This is a genomic window from Candidatus Accumulibacter similis, from assembly GCA_013347225.1.
Taxonomy (GTDB): Bacteria; Pseudomonadota; Gammaproteobacteria; order Burkholderiales; family Rhodocyclaceae; genus Accumulibacter; species Accumulibacter similis.
On record CP054595.1, the window covers coordinates 4,395,390 to 4,413,377 of the forward strand.

The window sequence follows — 17,988 nt, forward strand, 5'->3', positions numbered from 1 at the left end:
CGCCGCTGTGTTGCGCTGTCCGCGCGGTCAGGAGGAAGATGCGCCGGTCTGGCCGGATGTGGCGTCGGTTGCACTGCAGACGCCACCTGTCCCCGTACAGTCACCACCCCTGGAAACGGCACCGCCGGCGCTCGAACCGCCAAAGAAGGACTTGCCCTTCGATGATGCCGCACCAACGCGAAATAGCAACGGGCTCTCGTCGGCACCAACAAGGAACACGTTTGCCGAGCACTTCGGAGTAAAAGCGACCTTGACGAAATCGGTGCCTGCGGCAGCCGTCGCCGTCGCGTTGCCGGCCACGTTGGGCGCATTGCAGAACGTCGACGTACCGGCCGCATTGGCGTCGAGACTTGCGACGGCCACCACGGCCAACACTGAACCGAGAATGATGCTTTTCATGGTATATCTCCAATCAACTAAGGTGGTTACTGGGTGGAGTTGGCGATGGCGGCTGTCAGGAGGTTCTTGGCATCCGACTGCGCAGCCTTGTCCTCACCCTTCTTGGTGTACTCGGAGAATTGCGGAATGGCGATCGCCGCCAGGATGCCGATGATCGCGACGACGATCATCAGCTCGATCAGGGTAAAACCCTTTTGCAGCTTTTTCATGAGATTGGACTCCTTCACGGTGAGTGCAACGGACGTTCCGTCGAGTCGACACTATCAATTTTCGTGCCAGGCCGGAAAAGGCCGAAAAGCGCCGATTCCGGGCATCCGGAGCGCCGCGTGCTGCCAGTTGACGGCAACCGGATGACGAAAAATGTCACACTTTCACCCGAAAAGGAGATGTTGATGACGGATTTAACACACCAATCGGCTACCGACCGGCGCCGTGCGGCTGCCGGGCAGCCGCACGGCCAGCGGCCTACTTGACGCAGACCGCGCGCACCTGCTTCAGATCGGTGATCCCCGCCAGGACCTTCTCGATGCCGTCCATCTTCAGCGTCCGCATGCCGTCGTTGAGCGCCGTCGCGAGCAGTTCGGCGGCGCGCGCGCGCTCCTGGATCTGCATCTTGATCCGGTCGCTGCCGGCGAGCAGTTCGTGCAGGCCGACGCGCCCCTTGTAGCCGCTGCCCGCGCAGGCCTCGCAACCGCGCGCCCGATAGAGGGTGAACACACCATTCCTGGCATGCTGTGCCCGCCATTCCTGATGCACGCGATCCATTGCAGCGCGTGGGTCGGACTGCCAGGCGCCGGTGTTCGCCAGCTCGCTGCAGTACTCGTCGAGCATTCGCTCGATTTCATCCGCCTGCGGCTGGTAGGGGTCGCGGCACGCCGGGCACAGGCGCCTGGCGAGACGCTGCGCCAGGATGCCGAGCAGTGCGTCGGCGAAGTTGAACGGGTCCATTCCCATGTCCAGCAGGCGGTTGATCGACTCGGGCGCGCTGTTGGTATGCAGGGTGGCCAGCACCAGGTGGCCGGTGAGCGAGGCCTCGATGCCAATGGCGACGGTCTCGCGGTCACGCATCTCGCCGACCATGATGACATCCGGGTCGGCACGCAGGAAAGCCCGCATCACCGTCGCGAAATCGAGTCCTGCCTTCTTGTTGACCTGTACCTGCCGCAAGCCTTTCTGGGTGATCTCGACCGGATCCTCGGCCGTCCAGATTTTGGTCTCCGGCCGGTTCAGATGGCTCAGGATCGAGTGCAGCGTCGTCGTCTTGCCGGAACCGGTCGGCCCACAGACGAAGAACAGCCCGTAGGGCTTGGCGATCAGGCTCCGCAGGCGGTCGAGGTTGTGTGGTGTCACGCCGAGCTGGTCAATCGGGATCGGTTCGCCGGCGCTGAGGATGCGCAGGACGACGTCCTCGAGCCCGCCGGCGGTGGGCACCGTCGCCACCCGCAACTCGATGTCGAGCGGCCCCCAGCGCCGGAACCGGATCTTGCCGTCCTGGGGTCGCCGCTTGTCCGAGATGTCGAGGTCGGCCATGATCTTGAGACGCGTCACCAGCGCGCTCCGGTATGACGCGGGGATCTCTATGTAGGGCGACAGGGCGCCATCGCGGCGGAAACGGACGACGGTCTTTTCCTTGCCCGGGCGCGGTTCGATGTGGATGTCGGAAGCGCCCTTCTGGTGCGCCTCGACGATGATCCGGTTCACCAGACGCACGAGGTCGTTGTCGGCGGCGGCGCTGAGCACCTCGGCGCTTCGGTCGGCCGTATCGAGAGCCGCATCCTCGTCGAGGCCTGACAGCATCTCGCCGACTGAATCACCCTCGACCGCAGCGGCGAAGAAGTGGCCGACGAGCTGCTCGAACTCCTGACGCGTGCTGACCCGGTAGACGATCCGCCTCTTCGGGAAGACGTTGTTCGCCATGCGCGAACCGCGAATCCGTTCCGGATCGCAGGCGATCACCACCACCCCTTCCTGCGTCTCCTCTAGCGGCAGCCACTGGTTGGCCTCGACGTAATCCCGCTTGAGGTTGCGCAGCAGCTCGGTCGGCCGCAATCGGTCCGGCCTGAACGGCTCGTAGGGGACGCCGCAGAACTTCGACAACGCGGCGCCGATGGCCGCCAGTGGCACCTGGAAATCGGCGGTCAACACCTGCTCGAGGTCGAGCTGCTTGCGGCGCGCCGCCTTCTGCGCCAGATCGAGTTCGGCAGCCGAGATGACGGCGTCGCTGACCAGCGCATCGTAGCGGGTCTTCGGCACCGCTGGTGGCGGATGGCGTCGCTGCGCGAAAGCGACGGCGAGAGTCTGCGCCAGCGCCAGGATGCCCTCCTCGGCGACGGCCGGGAAAGGGGTGTCGGAGCGATTGTTGATCAGTTGCACGACGCCGAGCAACTCGCTGGTCTGAGCGTTGCTGATCGGCGCCACCAGCATCTGCTTCGACCGGTAACCGGTACGCTCGTCGACCGCCTTGAGGAAACCGAGTCGCGGACTGTGTTTCGCCAGTTCGTCCTGGTCGTAGACGTCGCGGATGTTGAGGGACTGGCCGGACACCGCAACGTAGCCGGCGACACTCTGCTCGGAGATCGGCAGACGGATGTCCTTGTGCGTGTTGAGGCCGGTCTTCACTTTCGAGACGACGCTGTGGCGGTCTTCGCTGACGAGGTAGATCGTCAGCCGGTCGGCGTGGAACAGCTCGCAGACGTCGTCCGACATCTCGAGAAGGATCTCGTCGATGTTGCTCGCGCCGTGAATCCGGTTGGTGACGCGCTGCAGGTTCTTGAAGAAACTCAGGCGCCGGCTCATGTCGCCGAGGTTGCCGTCGAGCGGCCAGTTGGCTGCCGGCACGCTAGAACTCGAAGATCTGATTGTTGTACAGCATCTGCGGCTTGTGCTCACCCGAGCAGGACTCGATCTCGGCCATCGTCAGTTCGATCTGGCTGGGCTTGAGATGACTGATGAAGACGCCCGCCCGGGTCGACAGATTCTGCAACTCGGCAGCGAGCAGGCGTGGACAGAGGTGCATCGACATCTCCGCCAACCGCTGCTCGCGATTGGGAAAGGCGGTTTCGATCAGCAGGTAGCGCAGGTTGGCGATGCGGTTGACCAGCGGCCAGAAAGCGGGGTTGACCGTCGTGTCACCGGTGAAGACCAGGCTGCCTGCTCCCGAATCGAGCTGATAGCCGACGGCTGGTACCGTATGCCGCGCCGGCAGGGCGGTGATCGTCCTCGTTCCCAGGCCAACCGACTCGCCGACGGCAAGCGGACGGTACTGCATCGCTGGCCGGTCATGGCTCGGGATGGTCCTGAAGTCGGGCCAGATCTCCCAGTTGAAGATGTGTCGACCAATGATATCGAGGGTTTCGGGGATCGCATGCACGATCACCGGCTCCGTCCGCAGATCGGCAACGGAATCGATCAGCAGGGGCAACGAGCCGATGTGGTCGAGGTGCGAGTGGGTCAGAAAGACATGGTCGATTCGCGCCAGCTCGGCCAATGGCAGATGCGTCACGCCCGTCCCGGCGTCGATCAGGATGTCGTCGTCGACGAGGATCGCCGTCGTTCCCAGATGGCGCCCACCGATGCCGCCGCTGCAACCCAGGATTCTGACTTTCATGCCGCCTCCCACGGTCTGCCGCGGTCTTCACGCCGACGCGTCGCCGACCACGCCGCAGCCATTTCTCCATCCTGCCGTGAGAGAACGCGATGTGCCATCAGGTCTTGAGGACGAACTCCATTTTCACGCCGGCAATCTCGATCAGGTCATGGTCGTCGAGGCGCCTCGCCGGCGAATCGATCGGCTGCCCGTTCAGCAGCGGGAAGCCCGTGCCTTCTACATGACTGAGGAAGTAGCCTTGCGGGCGCCTGGCGATCACCGCCACCTGCCCCGGTCGGCCGAGAGAGGTCAGGGTCTTGGTCAGTTGCAACTGGTGCCCGGCGTTGCTGCCGCTGAGCAGGCGGATGGCGGCAGCAGGCAGATTCGCCGTCTCCACGCCGGTCAGCGACGCGGTCCCGGGCGTAGCGGCGCCGCCGGTTCCGACGACGGAGACGGACTCGAAACGGAACGGTGCCGACCGCTCCGCATCGGCTTCCTCAGCCAGTGGGACGGCTTCGACCAGATACTTCATCTTGTACTTGCCGAGTTCGATGACATCGCCGTCCTTGAGGAAGTGCTTGCGCACTGACTGCCCATTGACCAGTGTTCCGTTCGTGCTGTTGAGGTCCTCGAGAAAGGAATCGTTGAGGATGGTGACGACGGCCGCGTGCTCGCCGCTGATCGCCATGTTGTCGATCTGAATGTCGTTGTGCGCCTTGCGGCCGATGCTCATGCGTTCCTTGCGCAGCGGGATTTCCTTGAGAACCAGACCGTCCATGCTAAGTATCAGCTTTGCCATCACCTTTCCCGTCTTCAAACATGCCAGGACCAGAACCTGGACCAGCCACCGCCGGCCGCTGGAAACTCGCGCAGGACCCTGACCAGCACCACCGAGACATTGTCCTCGCCGCCATTGTCGTTGGCCATCTGCACCAGATGGTTCGCCAGCGCCACGAGACTGTCGCCGAGAGTCAGCAGCGCCTGCCGGATATCGGCCTCATCAACCATGTCGTAGAGGCCGTCCGAGCAGAGGAGATAGAGATCACCCGGCCTGACCTGATGCAGGTGAATCTCGACATCGACCTCGGCATCGACACCGACGGCCCGTGTCACCAGGTTCCGGTTCGTCGAATGGCGAGCCTCCTCGGCCGTGATCAGACCACTGTCGAGTTGCTCCTGCAAAAGCGAGTGGTCGCGCGTCAGGGCGACGAACTCGTCACCGCGCAGGCGATAGAGGCGCGAGTCACCGACATGCGCGACGATCACCTGGTCATCGCAGAAGACGCTGGCCACCAGCGTCGTACCCATGCCGCCGAAACGCTCCTCCTTGCCGGAAGCGCGGTAGATTGCCGAGTTGACGTCTTCGATCTGTTCGACCAGGCAACGAACGCCGAAAGGCTGCCCGGTCGAGCTGTCGATGTGGTGGGCAGCGGTCGTTGCAAAGGCGGCTTTGAGCCCGCTGGCCAGCAATGTCGTCGCCATCCGGCTGGCGACTTCTCCGGCATTGTAGCCGCCCATCCCGTCGGCGAGGATCGCCAGGCCGTGCCGCGCATCGGTAAGGACCGAATCCTCGTTCTGCCCGCGCACCAGCCCGGGGTCACTGCGCTCGACAATTTCCAGGGCAGAGGAGAGTCTGTTCGTCACCTACGTTCCCGACAAGCAGTCAACGCGGCTGGCCGCAGGGAGCAGTACCGGCTGTCGGCATGCGCCCGCGAGCGGCGGCAACAGCCGCCAGACGTGGTGACGACGGCGGCTCATCCGCCAGCTGGCCGCCGGCAATCCGACGACAGCCCGCATTGTGCCCAGACTAGGCGCCATAAGGCAACTCGACGCCGATCCCACGCGCCCGGGCCATCTCGACGAGACGTGCGGCGACCGCCAGATCCTGGATGGCCATCCCCTGCGACTCGAAGAGGGTGATCGCGTCAGCAGTCGAGCGCCCGGGCTGCATACCGCAGATCACGTCGCCCAGTTCGACCAGCTCCCGCGCGTGCAGGCGCCCCTTCTCGAGCAGCGGCAGGAGATCGCCCGCCTCGCGCAGGGCGGATTCGACGCTGTCGACGACGATCGGCGCGCAGCGCTTGATGACATCTTCGCCGAGTTCCCGCCGGATCAGCGAGTTCGAACCGGCAGCGTTGACGTGCGTGCCTGGTGCCAGCCAGCCGGCATCGAAGAGGGGGGTCGCCGCGGTCGTCACGGTACTGACGATATCGCTGCCACGCACCACCTCCTCGGGCGAGGCAGCCACGCTCACCTCGATACCGAGGCGTTGCGAAAGCCTGGCACAGAACGATGCCAGGCGATCGGCACGGCGCGCGTGCACCTTGACCCGCTGCAGCGGGCGGACCGCAGCGATCGCCTCGATGTGCCCTTCAGCCTGCCAGCCAGCACCGAAGACGCCCGCCACCGTGGCATCGGGCCGCGCCAGCCAGCGCGTCGCCACACCAGACGCGGCGGCCGTGCGGATCATTCCCAAGCGGTCGGCCTCGATCACCGCGAGCAGGCAGCCGGTCGACGCCCGGTAGAGATGAACGAGGAAGCGAACGCCCGAGCGGTTGCTGGTGTAGGCCTTGTAGCCGATGACGTCAAGTTGCGGCAACGCCCCCTGCAGGATGTGCAGGGTCGTCTGGGGCAGCCGCGTGCGCTGCCGCGGCACATCGTGCGCCTGCCGCGTCGACAGCGCACGATGCGCCGCCTCGACCTCCGCCAGTGCCAGCGGCATCGTCAGCATTGCCGTAACGTCTTGTTCACTCAGAAACAATGCCATTTCTTCCTCGCTCCGGCGCTGCAGTCGATGGCTGGCGGCGCCCCGCCGCCAGCCGGCGTGACGCCATCCTCGATTCTACTTGCAAATCACCAACGGCAAAGACAAACAAGAAGGGCAGACCGCGGCCTGCCCTTCCTCTGCAACCGGCAGACCGCTTTCGCCCTACAGCATCGCCTTGATCAGCTTGCCCATCTCGGACGGATCGCGCGTCACCTTGAAGCCACACTCCTCCATGATCGCGAGCTTGGCATCGGCGGTATCCGCACCACCGGAAATCAGTGCCCCGGCGTGACCCATCCGCTTGCCCGCCGGAGCCGTGACACCGGCGATGAAACCGACGATCGGCTTCTTCATGTTGGCCTTGCACCACAGCGCGGCATCGGCCTCGTCAGGACCACCGATCTCGCCGATCATGATCACCGCATCGGTTTCCGGGTCGTCGTTGAACAGGCGCATGATGTCGATATGCTTGAGGCCGTTGATCGGATCGCCGCCGGTGCCCACCGCCGACGACTGGCCCAGGCCGATTTCGGTCAACTGGCCAACCGCCTCGTAGGTCAGCGTGCCCGAACGCGAGACGACGCCGATGCGGCCCTTGCGGTGAATGTGGCCCGGCATGATGCCGATCTTGACCTCATCCGGCGTGATCAGGCCGGGGCAGTTCGGGCCGAGCAACAGGGTCTTCTTGCCGCCAGCGGCTTCCTTGCGCAGCATCTTGTTGCGCACCACCAGCATGTCGCGCACCGGGATGCCCTCGGTGATGCAGACGACCAGATCAAGGTCGGCCTCGACCGCTTCCCAGATCGCTGCCGCTGCACCGGGTGGCGGCACGTAGATGACCGAAACGGTGGCGCCGGTCTCGGCCGCGGCTTCCTTGACCGAACCATAGATCGGTATGCCGAAAATGCTCTCGCCAGCCTTCTTGGGGTTGACGCCGGCGACGAAGCAGTTCTTGCCGTTGGCGTATTCCTGGCACTTCTCGGTGTGGAACTGGCCGGTCTTGCCGGTGATGCCCTGGGTGATGATCTTGGTGTCTTTGTTGATCAGAATAGACATGGTGGGCTCCTTAACTGACCGCAGCAACGATCTTGGTGGCGGCTTCGGCCATTGAATCGGCAGTGATGATCGGCAGGCCCGACTCGCTGAGGATCTTCTTGCCGATGTCTTCGTTGGTGCCCTTCATGCGGACGACCAGCGGTACCGAGAGGTGGGTTTCTCGCGCCGCGGCGACGACGCCGGTGGCGATCGTGTCGCAACGCATGATGCCGCCAAAGATGTTCACGAGAATGCCCTTGACCTTCGGATTCTTGAGCATGATCTTGAACGCTTCGGTGACCTTCTCGGTCGTCGCGCCACCGCCGACGTCGAGGAAGTTGGCCGGCTCGGCGCCAAACAGCTTGATCGTGTCCATCGTCGCCATCGCCAGGCCGGCGCCATTGACCAGGCAGCCGATGTTGCCGTCGAGCGAGATGTACGACAGGTCGTGTTTCGAGGCCTCGAGTTCGTCCGGGTCTTCCTCGTCAAGGTCGCGGAACGCCATGATCTCGGGCTGCCGGTAGAGCGAGTTGGAATCGAAGTTGAACTTGGCATCGATGGCCTTGATGTTGCCGTTACCCTCGAGAATCAGCGGATTGATCTCGGCCAGAGAGGCGTCGGTTTCCATGTAGCAGCGATACAGTCCCTGGAACGTCGCCACCGCCTGTGCAACCGATTCGGCGGGAACGCCGATGCCGACGGCGAGTTCCGTCGCCTGCGCGTCACTGAGCCCGTCAACCGGGTCGATGAAGACCTTCAGGATCTTCTCCGGCGTGTCGTGGGCAACCTTTTCGATGTCCATGCCGCCTTCGGAAGAGGCCATCATCGCCACCTTCTGCGTCGTCCGGTCGGTCAGCGCCGCGACGTAATACTCCTTGCGGATGTCGGCTCCCTCTTCGATCAGAAGCCGGCGCACCTTCTGCCCTGCCGGACCTGTCTGGTGGGTGACGAGCTGCATGCCGAGGATCTCGCTGGCGTACTGGCGAACCTCGTCGAGCGACTTGGCGACCTTGACGCCACCGCCCTTGCCGCGGCCACCCGCATGGATCTGGGCCTTGACCACCCAGACCTTGCCTCCGAGGGATTCGGCTGCCTTGACCGCATCATCGACGGTCGGACAGAACACCCCGCGCGGAACGACGACGCCGAATTTCTTCAGGAGTTCCTTGCCCTGATATTCGTGAATTTTCATGCGCTTTCCTTGCTTGAGTTAAGGTTGCGAAACGTAATGAACCACGGGCAGGAACGCCCTACCCAGGCTTCTGGGCACGGTACCAGCGCGGGTAATAGCGCCGTACTGCGTCCGAATGCGACTCCAGCGCGTGGCACCGGTCGAGCTGATAGGGCTTGTGGCCGCTATCGTCGCTGTCCGGTACTTCGCTGGCAAAGGTCTGCAGTGCAGCAGTTGGCAGGAACATCAGCAGTTCGCTGAGATGCGAGCAGCCACGCGTGCCGCGAAAGAGGTTCTTGATCGCCGTGCGAAAGCCGTGAAACAGGTTCAGGCCGACCAGTTGCGCATAGGCGGGGGTGATCCGGTCACAGTAGCCAACGTAGGGCATGCCATCGGCGCATGCGACGGCGTCGCGGATGGTCATCTGGTGGTCGATCGTCACCCGCACCCACATGTCGTGCACCGGCTCACCGCGCTTGCGCAATCCGGACGAAAGTGGATAGTCGTGATCCTTGACATCGGTCAGACGCGCCTCGATGTCCCAAAAGCCATCGTCACGCCGGTAACCTTCGAGCTGGACGCTGCGAAGGTGCTTGCGAGTCCGTTGGGCAGTGGTGGGGGGCAGCGGCATCGATCGTCGAGGAGGATTTTGCGCAGACTGCAGGATTTCGCGGCTGGCAGCAGATTCTACAGCAAAAAACCCTCGCTTTCGCGGCGGAATTCATAATTATGGATGCTGAGCCCGCCGGCGCCGGACCCACGCCCGGCGCCGGAATTGCTGCCATCGGCGACCGCCTTCAGCAGCCCATCACGCGCCTGAGCTCGGCCAGCCCGGCGGACAGCATCGCCAGATCCTGCGGCTCGTTCACCTTCATCTCGTCGAGCACATCGCGGGCGGTGGCAGTTGCCGGCAAACGTCCGCCAAGCACCTGCCGCAGCAGGTTCTGCCGCAACTCCGCCAGCTCCGCCGCCAACCGCGCCCGCGCCCGCGCCTGCCAACGGTTGCCTGCCGGAAGCCGTGCGACGGCGGTGGCGAGCCAGTCGAGATCGAGATGGCTGACAAGTTCGGTCAGTCCATGCGCGACCTCGTCGAGCGAGTGCGCGCAAGCGCGAGCCAGGTTGACCCGGTCGATGGCGCCGACGATAGCTGCCGCGTCCGCGGTCAGCGCCGTTGCCGCCTGTTCGCCACTCCTGCCCTGACGCACCCGGGCTATCGCCGCGACGACCGCCGGCCGGTACTCGTCGACCAGTTCACCGATCGTCATCCCACCGAGGTGCTGCACCAGGATCAGTTCGGTCGCCGCCGCCGTCATCGCCCGCAGGGCGAGCATCAGCTCGATCTGCCTTGCGGCATCGAGCTGCAGGTCGAGTGCCTCGATCTCGCGCCACAGCGCCTCCGCGTCCAGTATCTGGCTGGCTGCATACCAGGCGGCTGCCACCTGTGCCGGCGCGGCGCCCGTCTCCTCGCCCAACTGCAGAACAAAGGTCGTCCCCATCCGGTTCACCAGTCGATTCACCAACTGCGTGGTGATGATGTCCCGCTGCAGCGGATGAGCCGCCATCAGGGCACGACACGAGCTGCGCAGGACGCTCGGAAAGTAGCTTTCCAGCAGGTCACGAACATCGCCGCTGTCGGGCAGGTCGGAGGCCAGGACGGCCTCCTTGAGGGTGATCTTGGCGTAGGCCATAAGGACGGCGATTTCCGGGGCCGTGAGACCGCGCTTCTGCTGGCCGCGCTCGGCAAGGCCCTTGTCGTCGGGCAGGAACTCGACTGCGCGATGCAGGGCGCCGCGCGCTTCGAGACTGCGCATCAGCCGTGCGTGTGCCGCCAGGAACTCGGTTGCGGTTGCCACTTCGAGCGCGATCGCCTGCGTCTGCTGGTAGTTGTCGGCCAGCACCAGGGTCGCCACCTCGTCGGTCATCGACGCCAGCAGGGCGTCGCGCTGCCGGCCGGTCATTTCCCCGCTGGCGACCAGCCCGGCGAGCAGGATCTTGATGTTGACCTCGTGGTCCGAGCAGTCGACGCCGGCCGAATTGTCGATCGCGTCGGTGTAGATGCGGCCACCGTTGAGGGCGAACTCGATGCGCCCCTTCTGCGTCAGCCCGAGGTTGCCACCCTCGCCGACGACCCGTGCCCGCAACTGGCCGGCATCGACGCGCAGGATGTCGTTGCCGCGGTCGTTCGCTTCCTGGTGGCTCTGGCTGCCGGCCTTGACATAGGTACCGATGCCGCCGTTGTAGAGCAGATCGACCGGCGCCTGCAGCAGGTTGTGGATCAGCTCGGGCGGCGACATCTGGCTGGCGTCGGTCGCCAGCCAGGCCTGCACCTGTGGTGACAGCGGAATGGCCTTGGCGGTGCGTGGCCAGACGCCACCACCGGCCGAGATCAGCGTCGGATCATAGTCGGCCCACGACGAGCGCGGCAGGTCGAAGAGGCGCTGTCGCTCGGCATGGCTGCGCACCGCGTCCGGGTCTGGATCGATGAAGATGTGGCGGTGATCGAAGGCGGCGAGGAGCCGGATTTCGCGCGACAGCAGCATGCCGTTGCCAAAGACGTCGCCTGACATGTCGCCGATGCCGACGACGGTGAAGGCTTGCGTCTGGATATCGAGACCCAACTCGCGGAAGTGCCTCTTGACGGCTTCCCAGGCGCCGCGTGCGGTGATGCCCATCTTCTTGTGGTCATAGCCGACCGAGCCGCCAGAGGCGAAGGCATCGCCAAGCCAGAAGCCGTACTCGATGGCGATGGAGTTGGCGATGTCCGAGAAGCTCGCCGTCCCCTTGTCGGCGGCAACCACCAGGTAGGGATCGTCGCCATCACGCCGGCGGACGCCGGCGGGCGGCAGTACCCGGCCGTCGACCCGGTTGTCCGTCAGGTCGAGCAGGCCCCGGATGAAGGTCGAATAGCAGGCGATTCCCTCGGCCTGCCAGGCCTCCCGGTCACCCGGCGGCGGCAACCGCTTGCAGACGAAGCCGCCCTTCGAACCGAGCGGCACGATCAGCGCGTTCTTGACCATCTGCGCCTTGACCAGGCCCAGCACCTCGGTGCGGAAGTCTTCCATGCGATCCGACCAGCGCAGACCGCCACGGGCGACGCGGGCGCCACGCAGGTGCACGCCCTCGACCCGCTCGCTGTAGACGAAGATCTCGTACAACGGGGTTGGCGCCGGCAGGAAGGGAATCTCTCGCGAGGCAAGCTTGAACGACAGGTAGCCCTTCGCGGCGCCATCCTTTGTCGTCTGGTAGGCGTTGGTGCGCAGCGTCGCCGCGATGGCCGTCTGCAGTGCCGAGAGAATCCGGTCGTCGTCGGGATTGCTGACCTGCATCAGCGCCATCGCCAGTTCGTCACCCAGCGCGGCGGCGCGCGCATCGTCGGCGGTCGGTGCGAACAGCGCGGCAAAGAGGTCGACCAACCGGTGGGTGATCTCGAAGTGGGTCGCCAGGCAGCGCTCGACGTAGGCCTGACTGAACGGCAGTCCGGCCTGCCGCAGGTAGCGGCTGTAGGCACGCAGGATGCCGATCTGCCGTCCATCGAGACCCGCCAGCAGCACCAGGCGGTTGAAGCCGTCGTTCTCCGCCTGGTCACGCAGCAGGCGCTCAAGCAGGTCGACGAAGGCCGCGCGCGTCGCTTCGTCGTCGAGCGCCCGGGCCTGCGGCAGGCGGACGGCGAAATCGGCAATGTGCAGGTCACTCGCCGGCAGACTGAACGGCTGCTCGGAAAGCACCGTCAGGCCGAGATTCTCGAGCACCGGCAGGATCGCCGACAGCGGTCGTGGGCGGCCGCGGCGAAACAGCTTCAGGTGCTGGTGCGCGTCGTCGTCACCCTGCGCGGCGCTCAGCTTGACTTCGACGAGGCCACTCACTTCGGCGGCCTGCAGGCGGTCGAGATCCGATACCGCAGCGGCCGCTGTCACCCGCTCCTGGTACGACAGTGGCAGTTCCGCTGCGTAGCGGCGCAGCAGGCGGTTGCCATGCTCCTCGCCATAGTGGCCGACGAGATTCTGCTTCAGCTCGTCGCTCCAGCCGCGGACTATGCGCGCCGCCTGACGCTCGATCGCGACGGCATCGTAAGCATACTGCGTGCCGACCGGCGTGCGCGCGATGAAGTGCAGGCGGGCGAGGCGCGACTCGCCGATCATGACGAAGTAGTCCACCCGTTCCGCTGCCAGCGCCTCGTAGAGCAGCGCCGAGATCCGTTTGCGGACCGTTGTGTCGAAGCGGTCACGCGGCATGTAGGCGATGACCGAAACGTAGCGCCCCCAGCGGTCGTCACGCATGAAGACCCGCACCTGCTCGCGCTCATGCAGGGCGACGATGCCACGCGCAATCCGCACCAGGTCGGCGTGCGCGATCTCGATCAGTTCGTCACGCGGATAGGTTTCGAGGACGTTGAGCAGCGTCTTGTCGCGATGACTGCGCGCGACGAAACCGATCTCCTGGCGCACGGCGGCCACCTTCTGTCGCAGCAGCGGAATGTCGGTCGCCGACACATGATAGACGTGCGCGGTGTACAGGCCGACGAAGGCGCGCAGACCGACGATGCGGCCGCTGCCATCGAGACGCTTGACGCCGATGAAGTCCAGATAGGCCGGACGGTGAACGGATGAGCGGGCATCTGCCTTGACCAGGATCAGTGGCGACGGATCCCTGCCCAATTCGGCGACCTCGCCCGGAATGGCGGCAAGACTACGGCCGAAGCGCGGGTGATCGCTGTGCCGCAGGATGCCGAGCCCGCTGTCGCGCGCACGGGTCAGGCGCTGCTCACCGGCGGCGACGAAGTACTCGGCGCCACCAAGAAAGACGAAATTGTTGGCAGCGATCCAGCTCAGGTAGGCCGCCTCCTCGGCGTCCGCGGCGAGTTCGGCAGCGGCTGCACGCATGTTCTGCTGGATGGCGGCACCATCCTCGACGGCCGACCGCACATCGGCGAGCACGCCGGCGATCTCCTGCTGCAGTTCTTCGACCTCGCCGCCGTCGCCGATGCGATCGATCTCGAGATGAATCCAGGACTCGGTCCGGCTGCCCTGCCCGCCATGCGGAGTGATCCGCTGCAAGCCGCCGTCAGGCCCGCGTTCGGCGCCGAGCAACGGGTGCAGCAGACGGTGGATGGCGAGCCCGCGGCGATAGACGAGCATGGTGATCGAATCGACGAGGAAAGGCATGTCGTCGGTAACGACGTCGATGACCGTATGCGGCGAGTGCCAGCCGTGGCGATCGAAGTCCGGCGTATAGAGGGCGAGCACCGGTTGCCGCAGCGACCGCTGCTCGCCGAGGCGAAAATGCTGGATCGCAGCACCGACGAGTTCTTCCGGACTGGCGTCGCTACCGCCGGCGAAATCGAAGTCGGCGTAGTAGCAATCGAGAAACTCGACCACCGCAGCCGACAGCCTCAGTTGTCCGGCAATTTCGTGCAGGTTGCGGCGCAGGTTGCACTCTGTTTCGGGCATCGTTGCCATGGCGCTCTCCTTCTACACACGGACGGCGACGGCAGCCCTTCGATCGGCAGCGGATCGCCGCCGGGGCAAGGGCAGCGCAATGGACGGCCGCCGAACGCAGCGGCGCGTCAGATCCGGCAACTGGCCGGGTGGTTCGCAACGACACGGCGGCGCGTCCGGCGCGCCACCCGCCTCTTCACAAGCTCTCAGTGATGCAGAATCTTGGCCAGAAACTGCTGCGCCCGCTCCGAACGCGGATTGCCGAAGAAGGCCTCCTTGCTGTCGTCCTCGACGATCCGGCCCTGGTCCATGAAGATCACGCGGCTGGCGACGCGGCGGGCAAAACCCATCTCGTGCGTCACGCACATCATGGTCATTCCTTCCTGCGCCAGTTCGGTCATGACGTCGAGCACCTCGTTGATCATTTCGGGATCGAGCGCCGATGTCGGTTCGTCGAAGAGCATGCAGATCGGGTCCATCGACAGCGCGCGGGCAATCGCCACGCGCTGCTGCTGTCCACCCGAGAGCTGGCCAGGATATTTTTCCGCCTGCACCCGCAGGCCGACACGGTCAAGCAGCTTCAAGCCCTTCTCGCGCGCCTGCTCGGGATTGCGACCGAGCACCTTGACCTGGGCGATGGTCAGGTTGTCGATGATGCGCATGTGTGGGAAAAGCTCGAAATTCTGGAAAACCATGCCGACCGTGGAGCGCAGCCTCGACAGGTTGGTCTTCGGATCGCCGACCGATACGCCATTGACGATGATCTCACCGCTCTGGAAGGGCTCGAGTCCATTGACGCACTTGATCAGCGTTGACTTGCCCGATCCGGAAGGACCGCAGACGACGATCACCTCACCCTTGTGGACCTGCGTCGTGCAGTCGGTGAGCACCTGGAAGGCTCCGTAATGCTTGCTGACCCTGTTCATCGAAATCATCGAAATCTCCTCGCTGCAGTGTCCCGAGCGTCCTCAGAGGTTATGAATAGATCCATTGCGCGACCGATCCGCGGCGTTGCCCACTCGCTCGCGCCTCGCATCTCGGCCTGCTCGCGACGAATTCCTGACACGCTCTCAGGCCGTCTTCAGCTTGTTCTGGTAATGGCGGACGATCCGCGATGCCGTGAAGCAGAGAACGAAGTACACCGCACCGGCAAAGAGCAGCAGTTCGACCAGCCGGCCGTCGCGGTCACCGACCTTGTAGGCGGCGCCGAAGAAATCGGCAAGCGCCGAGACATAGACCAGCGACGTGTCCTGGAAGAGGATGATGCCCTGCGTCAGCAGCAGCGGCACCATGTTGCGGAACGCCTGCGGCAGCACCACCAGCCGCATCGCCTGACTGTAGGTCATGCCGAGCGCACTCGCCGCCGCCATCTGCCCCCTGGGTACCGACTGGATGCCAGCGCGAATGATCTCCGAGTAATAGGCGGCTTCGAACAGCGCGAAGCCGGCGATCGCCGAGGTCAGTCGCATGTCGGTGCCGCGCGGCAGGCCGAACAGGCTTTCGAGGAGGTGCGGCACGATCAGGAAGAACCACAGCAGCACCATCACCAGCGGTACGGCGCGAAAAAGGTTGACATAGCCGGCAGCGAACCACGACAGCGGCGTGATCGACGACAGCCGCATCAGTGCCAGCAGCGTGCCCCAGACGATGCCGAAGGTGACGGCGCTGAGCGTGATCTCGAGCGAGATCTTCATCCCGTCCCAGAGGAAGGGCAGCGCATTGGGAATCGACGACCAGTCGAACTCATGCATCTCATTTCCCTCCGATATAGCCAGGAACGCGCACGTGTGCCTCGACCCAGCGCATGCCGGACATGACGACGATGTTGAGCAGCAGGTAGGCCACGGTGACGGCGATGAACGACTCGTAAGGCTGCGCCGTGTAGTCGACCAGTTGCCGGCCCTGTGCAGCCAGTTCGAGCAGACCGATCGTCGAGCAGACGGCCGAGTTCTTGAAGATGTTGAGGAACTCCGAGGTCAGCGGCGGCACGATCAGGCGCACCGCCATCGGCAGCATGACGTGGCGGTAGGTCTGCGGCAGCGTGAAACCCAGCGCCAGGCCTGCGTTCTTCTGCCCGGGCGGCAGCGAGTTGATTCCAGAGCGCACCTGTTCGGCGACGCGCGCACTGGTAAACAGCGCCAGGCAGATCATCGACGACAGAAACTGCTGCATGATCGGGTTGGTCTGCTTGAAGGCGTTTCCCAGCTTCTCGGGCAACAGCTCGGGCATGACGAAGTACCACAGGAAGAGCTGCACGAGCAGGGGAATGTTGCGGAAGACCTCGACGTAGGCGGTCGCCAGCCCGGACAACCATCTGTTTGGGACGGTCCGCAGAACGCCGACGACGGCGCCGAGCAGCAGCGCGATCAGCCAGGCGGACAACGACAGGCCGACGGTCATCTGCAGCCCGTGCAACATCCAGTCGAGATAGGTCGAGTCGTCACCGGTCGCCGTCGGCTGCAGGAAAACTCCCCAATTCCAGTTGTAGGCCATGTCGCTCCTCCCGCGTCGCGGTCCCGGAAGCCGGACGGCCCCCGGGACTCGCCGGCTGCCTAGTCGAACGCCTTGTCGTTCGGCGACCTGTAGATGTTCTGCACGGCCGTCGACAACGGGAAGTTGAGGTTCAACCCCTTCGGCGGAATCGGCTGCAGGAACCACTTGGCGTAGATCTTCTCCGCTTCGCCGGAGGTCATCACCTTCGCCAGAGCGTTGTCGACCACCTTCTTGAATGCCGGGTCATCCTTGCGCAGCATGCAGCCGTAGGCCTCGTACGACTGCGGCGTGCCGACCACCACCCAGTCGCTCGGCCGCTTGGCCTTGGCCATCTCTCCGTAGAGCAGCGCATCGTCCATCATGAAGGCCACCGCGCGACCGGTCTCGAGAGTCAGGAACGACTCGCCATGATCCTTGGCGCTGATGATGTTCATCTTCATCTGCTTGTCTTCGTTCATCTTGCGCAGCAGACGCTCGGAAGTGGTACCGGCGGTCGTCACGACGTTCTTGCCGGCGAGGTCGGGAAAATCGTTGATCCCGGAATTGGTCTTGGTCATCAGGCGGGTGCCGATGACGAAGATCGAGTTCGAGAAGCTGACCTGCTTCTGACGCTCTGTATTGTTGGTCGTCGAACCGCACTCGAGGTCAACCGAGCCATTCTGGACCAGCGTGATGCGGTTGGCGGAGGTCACCGGCAGCAGCCGGATGTCGAGCTTGGCCAGCTTCAGCTCGGCCTTGATGGCATCGACCACCTTCAGCATCAACTCGTGCGAGTAGCCGATGACCTGCTGCTTGTCATCGTAATAAGAAAACGGGATCGACGACTCGCGATGACCGAGCGAGATCGACCCCGTCTCCTTGATCTTCTTCAGGGTCCCGGTGAGTTCCTGGGCCGCGACCGGTGCTGACAGCAGACTGGCAACGAGGCCGGCGACAAGCGCGCCGCGCAGAGAATGTTTCAACATCGCGTCTCCTTCCTTCTTCGTGGAATGGTGTACAGGCTCATCGGGCTATCCCGAGCGCCGCGATTGTGGCATGAGTTGCGGCACGCGCCAAGCCATGTTTCGCTAATGGAAGCCGTCCGGCGCCGCCGCTTTGCTCA

General features: G+C 64.4%; 15 protein-coding genes. All 15 read right to left on the minus strand.

The genetic code is table 11. From position 1 onward, the window contains the following. Positions 1-27 precede the first annotated feature (27 nt). Positions 28-399, minus strand: coding sequence for a hypothetical protein (locus tag HT579_19425; protein QKS30898.1), 372 nt, complete (start codon positions 397-399; stop codon positions 28-30). A gap of 26 nt (positions 400-425) precedes the next feature. Continuing rightward, entirely contained in the window at positions 426-608 is a 183-nt protein-coding gene (locus HT579_19430; GenBank protein QKS30899.1) for a prepilin-type N-terminal cleavage/methylation domain-containing protein, read from the minus strand. 256 nt (positions 609-864) lie between these two features. Further along, positions 865-3,195 carry a GspE/PulE family protein gene (locus HT579_19435; GenBank protein QKS31727.1) on the minus strand — a complete coding sequence of 777 codons (2,331 nt, stop codon included), beginning with the start codon at positions 3,193-3,195 and terminating at the stop codon, positions 865-867. A 43-nt stretch (positions 3,196-3,238) separates the two neighbouring features. Next, complete coding sequence (locus tag HT579_19440) at positions 3,239-4,006, minus strand: 3',5'-cyclic-nucleotide phosphodiesterase (protein QKS30900.1); 768 nt, start codon at positions 4,004-4,006, stop codon at positions 3,239-3,241. 97 nt (positions 4,007-4,103) lie between these two features. Further along, complete coding sequence (locus HT579_19445) at positions 4,104-4,784, minus strand: FHA domain-containing protein (protein ID QKS30901.1); 681 nt, start codon at positions 4,782-4,784, stop codon at positions 4,104-4,106. A 14-nt stretch (positions 4,785-4,798) separates the two neighbouring features. Further along, the gene (locus HT579_19450) at positions 4,799-5,599 is read right to left on the minus strand and encodes a Stp1/IreP family PP2C-type Ser/Thr phosphatase (protein QKS31728.1); all 801 of its coding nucleotides are present in this window, start codon (positions 5,597-5,599) and stop codon (positions 4,799-4,801) included. Positions 5,600-5,792: 193 nt separating this feature from the next. Next, on the minus strand, positions 5,793-6,752 hold the full coding sequence (locus HT579_19455) for an ornithine cyclodeaminase family protein (protein ID QKS30902.1): 960 nt from the start codon (positions 6,750-6,752) through the stop codon (positions 5,793-5,795). 162 nt (positions 6,753-6,914) lie between these two features. Then, complete coding sequence (gene sucD, locus HT579_19460) at positions 6,915-7,808, minus strand: succinate--CoA ligase subunit alpha (GenBank protein ID QKS30903.1); 894 nt, start codon at positions 7,806-7,808, stop codon at positions 6,915-6,917. A gap of 10 nt (positions 7,809-7,818) precedes the next feature. Then, on the minus strand, positions 7,819-8,979 hold the full coding sequence (sucC, locus tag HT579_19465; GenBank protein ID QKS30904.1) for an ADP-forming succinate--CoA ligase subunit beta: 1,161 nt from the start codon (positions 8,977-8,979) through the stop codon (positions 7,819-7,821). A 58-nt stretch (positions 8,980-9,037) separates the two neighbouring features. Continuing rightward, positions 9,038-9,589, minus strand: coding sequence for a DUF2889 domain-containing protein (locus HT579_19470; protein QKS30905.1), 552 nt, complete (start codon positions 9,587-9,589; stop codon positions 9,038-9,040). Positions 9,590-9,755: 166 nt separating this feature from the next. Next, on the minus strand, positions 9,756-14,405 hold the full coding sequence (locus HT579_19475; protein ID QKS31729.1) for an NAD-glutamate dehydrogenase: 4,650 nt from the start codon (positions 14,403-14,405) through the stop codon (positions 9,756-9,758). A gap of 194 nt (positions 14,406-14,599) precedes the next feature. Then, positions 14,600-15,328, minus strand: a complete 729-nt coding sequence (locus tag HT579_19480; GenBank protein QKS30906.1) for an amino acid ABC transporter ATP-binding protein — start codon at positions 15,326-15,328, stop codon at positions 14,600-14,602. Between the two features lie 135 nt (positions 15,329-15,463). Next, positions 15,464-16,144, minus strand: a complete 681-nt coding sequence (gene gltK, locus HT579_19485) for a glutamate/aspartate ABC transporter permease GltK (GenBank protein QKS30907.1) — start codon at positions 16,142-16,144, stop codon at positions 15,464-15,466. Position 16,145: 1 nt separating this feature from the next. Continuing rightward, complete coding sequence (locus HT579_19490) at positions 16,146-16,886, minus strand: amino acid ABC transporter permease (protein ID QKS30908.1); 741 nt, start codon at positions 16,884-16,886, stop codon at positions 16,146-16,148. A 59-nt stretch (positions 16,887-16,945) separates the two neighbouring features. Further along, on the minus strand, positions 16,946-17,851 hold the full coding sequence (locus tag HT579_19495) for a glutamate/aspartate ABC transporter substrate-binding protein (GenBank protein ID QKS30909.1): 906 nt from the start codon (positions 17,849-17,851) through the stop codon (positions 16,946-16,948). Positions 17,852-17,988: the final 137 nt, after the last annotated feature.

What these genes read in the sequence shown, in the direction of transcription:
- HT579_19430 (QKS30899.1), bottom strand. Translation starts at nt 608, where the DNA reads ATGAAAAAGCTGCAAAAGGGTTTTACCCTGATCGAGCTGATGATCGTC.
- HT579_19455 (QKS30902.1), bottom strand. Translation starts at nt 6,752, where the DNA reads ATGGCATTGTTTCTGAGTGAACAAGACGTTACGGCAATGCTGACGATG.
- HT579_19445 (QKS30901.1), bottom strand. Translation starts at nt 4,784, where the DNA reads ATGGCAAAGCTGATACTTAGCATGGACGGTCTGGTTCTCAAGGAAATC.
- gltK (QKS30907.1), bottom strand. Translation starts at nt 16,144, where the DNA reads ATGCATGAGTTCGACTGGTCGTCGATTCCCAATGCGCTGCCCTTCCTC.
- HT579_19490 (QKS30908.1), bottom strand. Translation starts at nt 16,886, where the DNA reads ATGGCCTACAACTGGAATTGGGGAGTTTTCCTGCAGCCGACGGCGACC.
- HT579_19440 (QKS30900.1), bottom strand. Translation starts at nt 4,006, where the DNA reads ATGAAAGTCAGAATCCTGGGTTGCAGCGGCGGCATCGGTGGGCGCCAT.
- sucD (QKS30903.1), bottom strand. Translation starts at nt 7,808, where the DNA reads ATGTCTATTCTGATCAACAAAGACACCAAGATCATCACCCAGGGCATC.
- HT579_19425 (QKS30898.1), bottom strand. Translation starts at nt 399, where the DNA reads ATGAAAAGCATCATTCTCGGTTCAGTGTTGGCCGTGGTGGCCGTCGCA.
- HT579_19435 (QKS31727.1), bottom strand. Translation starts at nt 3,195, where the DNA reads ATGAGCCGGCGCCTGAGTTTCTTCAAGAACCTGCAGCGCGTCACCAAC.
- HT579_19475 (QKS31729.1), bottom strand. Translation starts at nt 14,405, where the DNA reads ATGCCCGAAACAGAGTGCAACCTGCGCCGCAACCTGCACGAAATTGCC.
- HT579_19495 (QKS30909.1), bottom strand. Translation starts at nt 17,851, where the DNA reads ATGTTGAAACATTCTCTGCGCGGCGCGCTTGTCGCCGGCCTCGTTGCC.
- HT579_19470 (QKS30905.1), bottom strand. Translation starts at nt 9,589, where the DNA reads ATGCCGCTGCCCCCCACCACTGCCCAACGGACTCGCAAGCACCTTCGC.
- sucC (QKS30904.1), bottom strand. Translation starts at nt 8,979, where the DNA reads ATGAAAATTCACGAATATCAGGGCAAGGAACTCCTGAAGAAATTCGGC.
- HT579_19480 (QKS30906.1), bottom strand. Translation starts at nt 15,328, where the DNA reads ATGATTTCGATGAACAGGGTCAGCAAGCATTACGGAGCCTTCCAGGTG.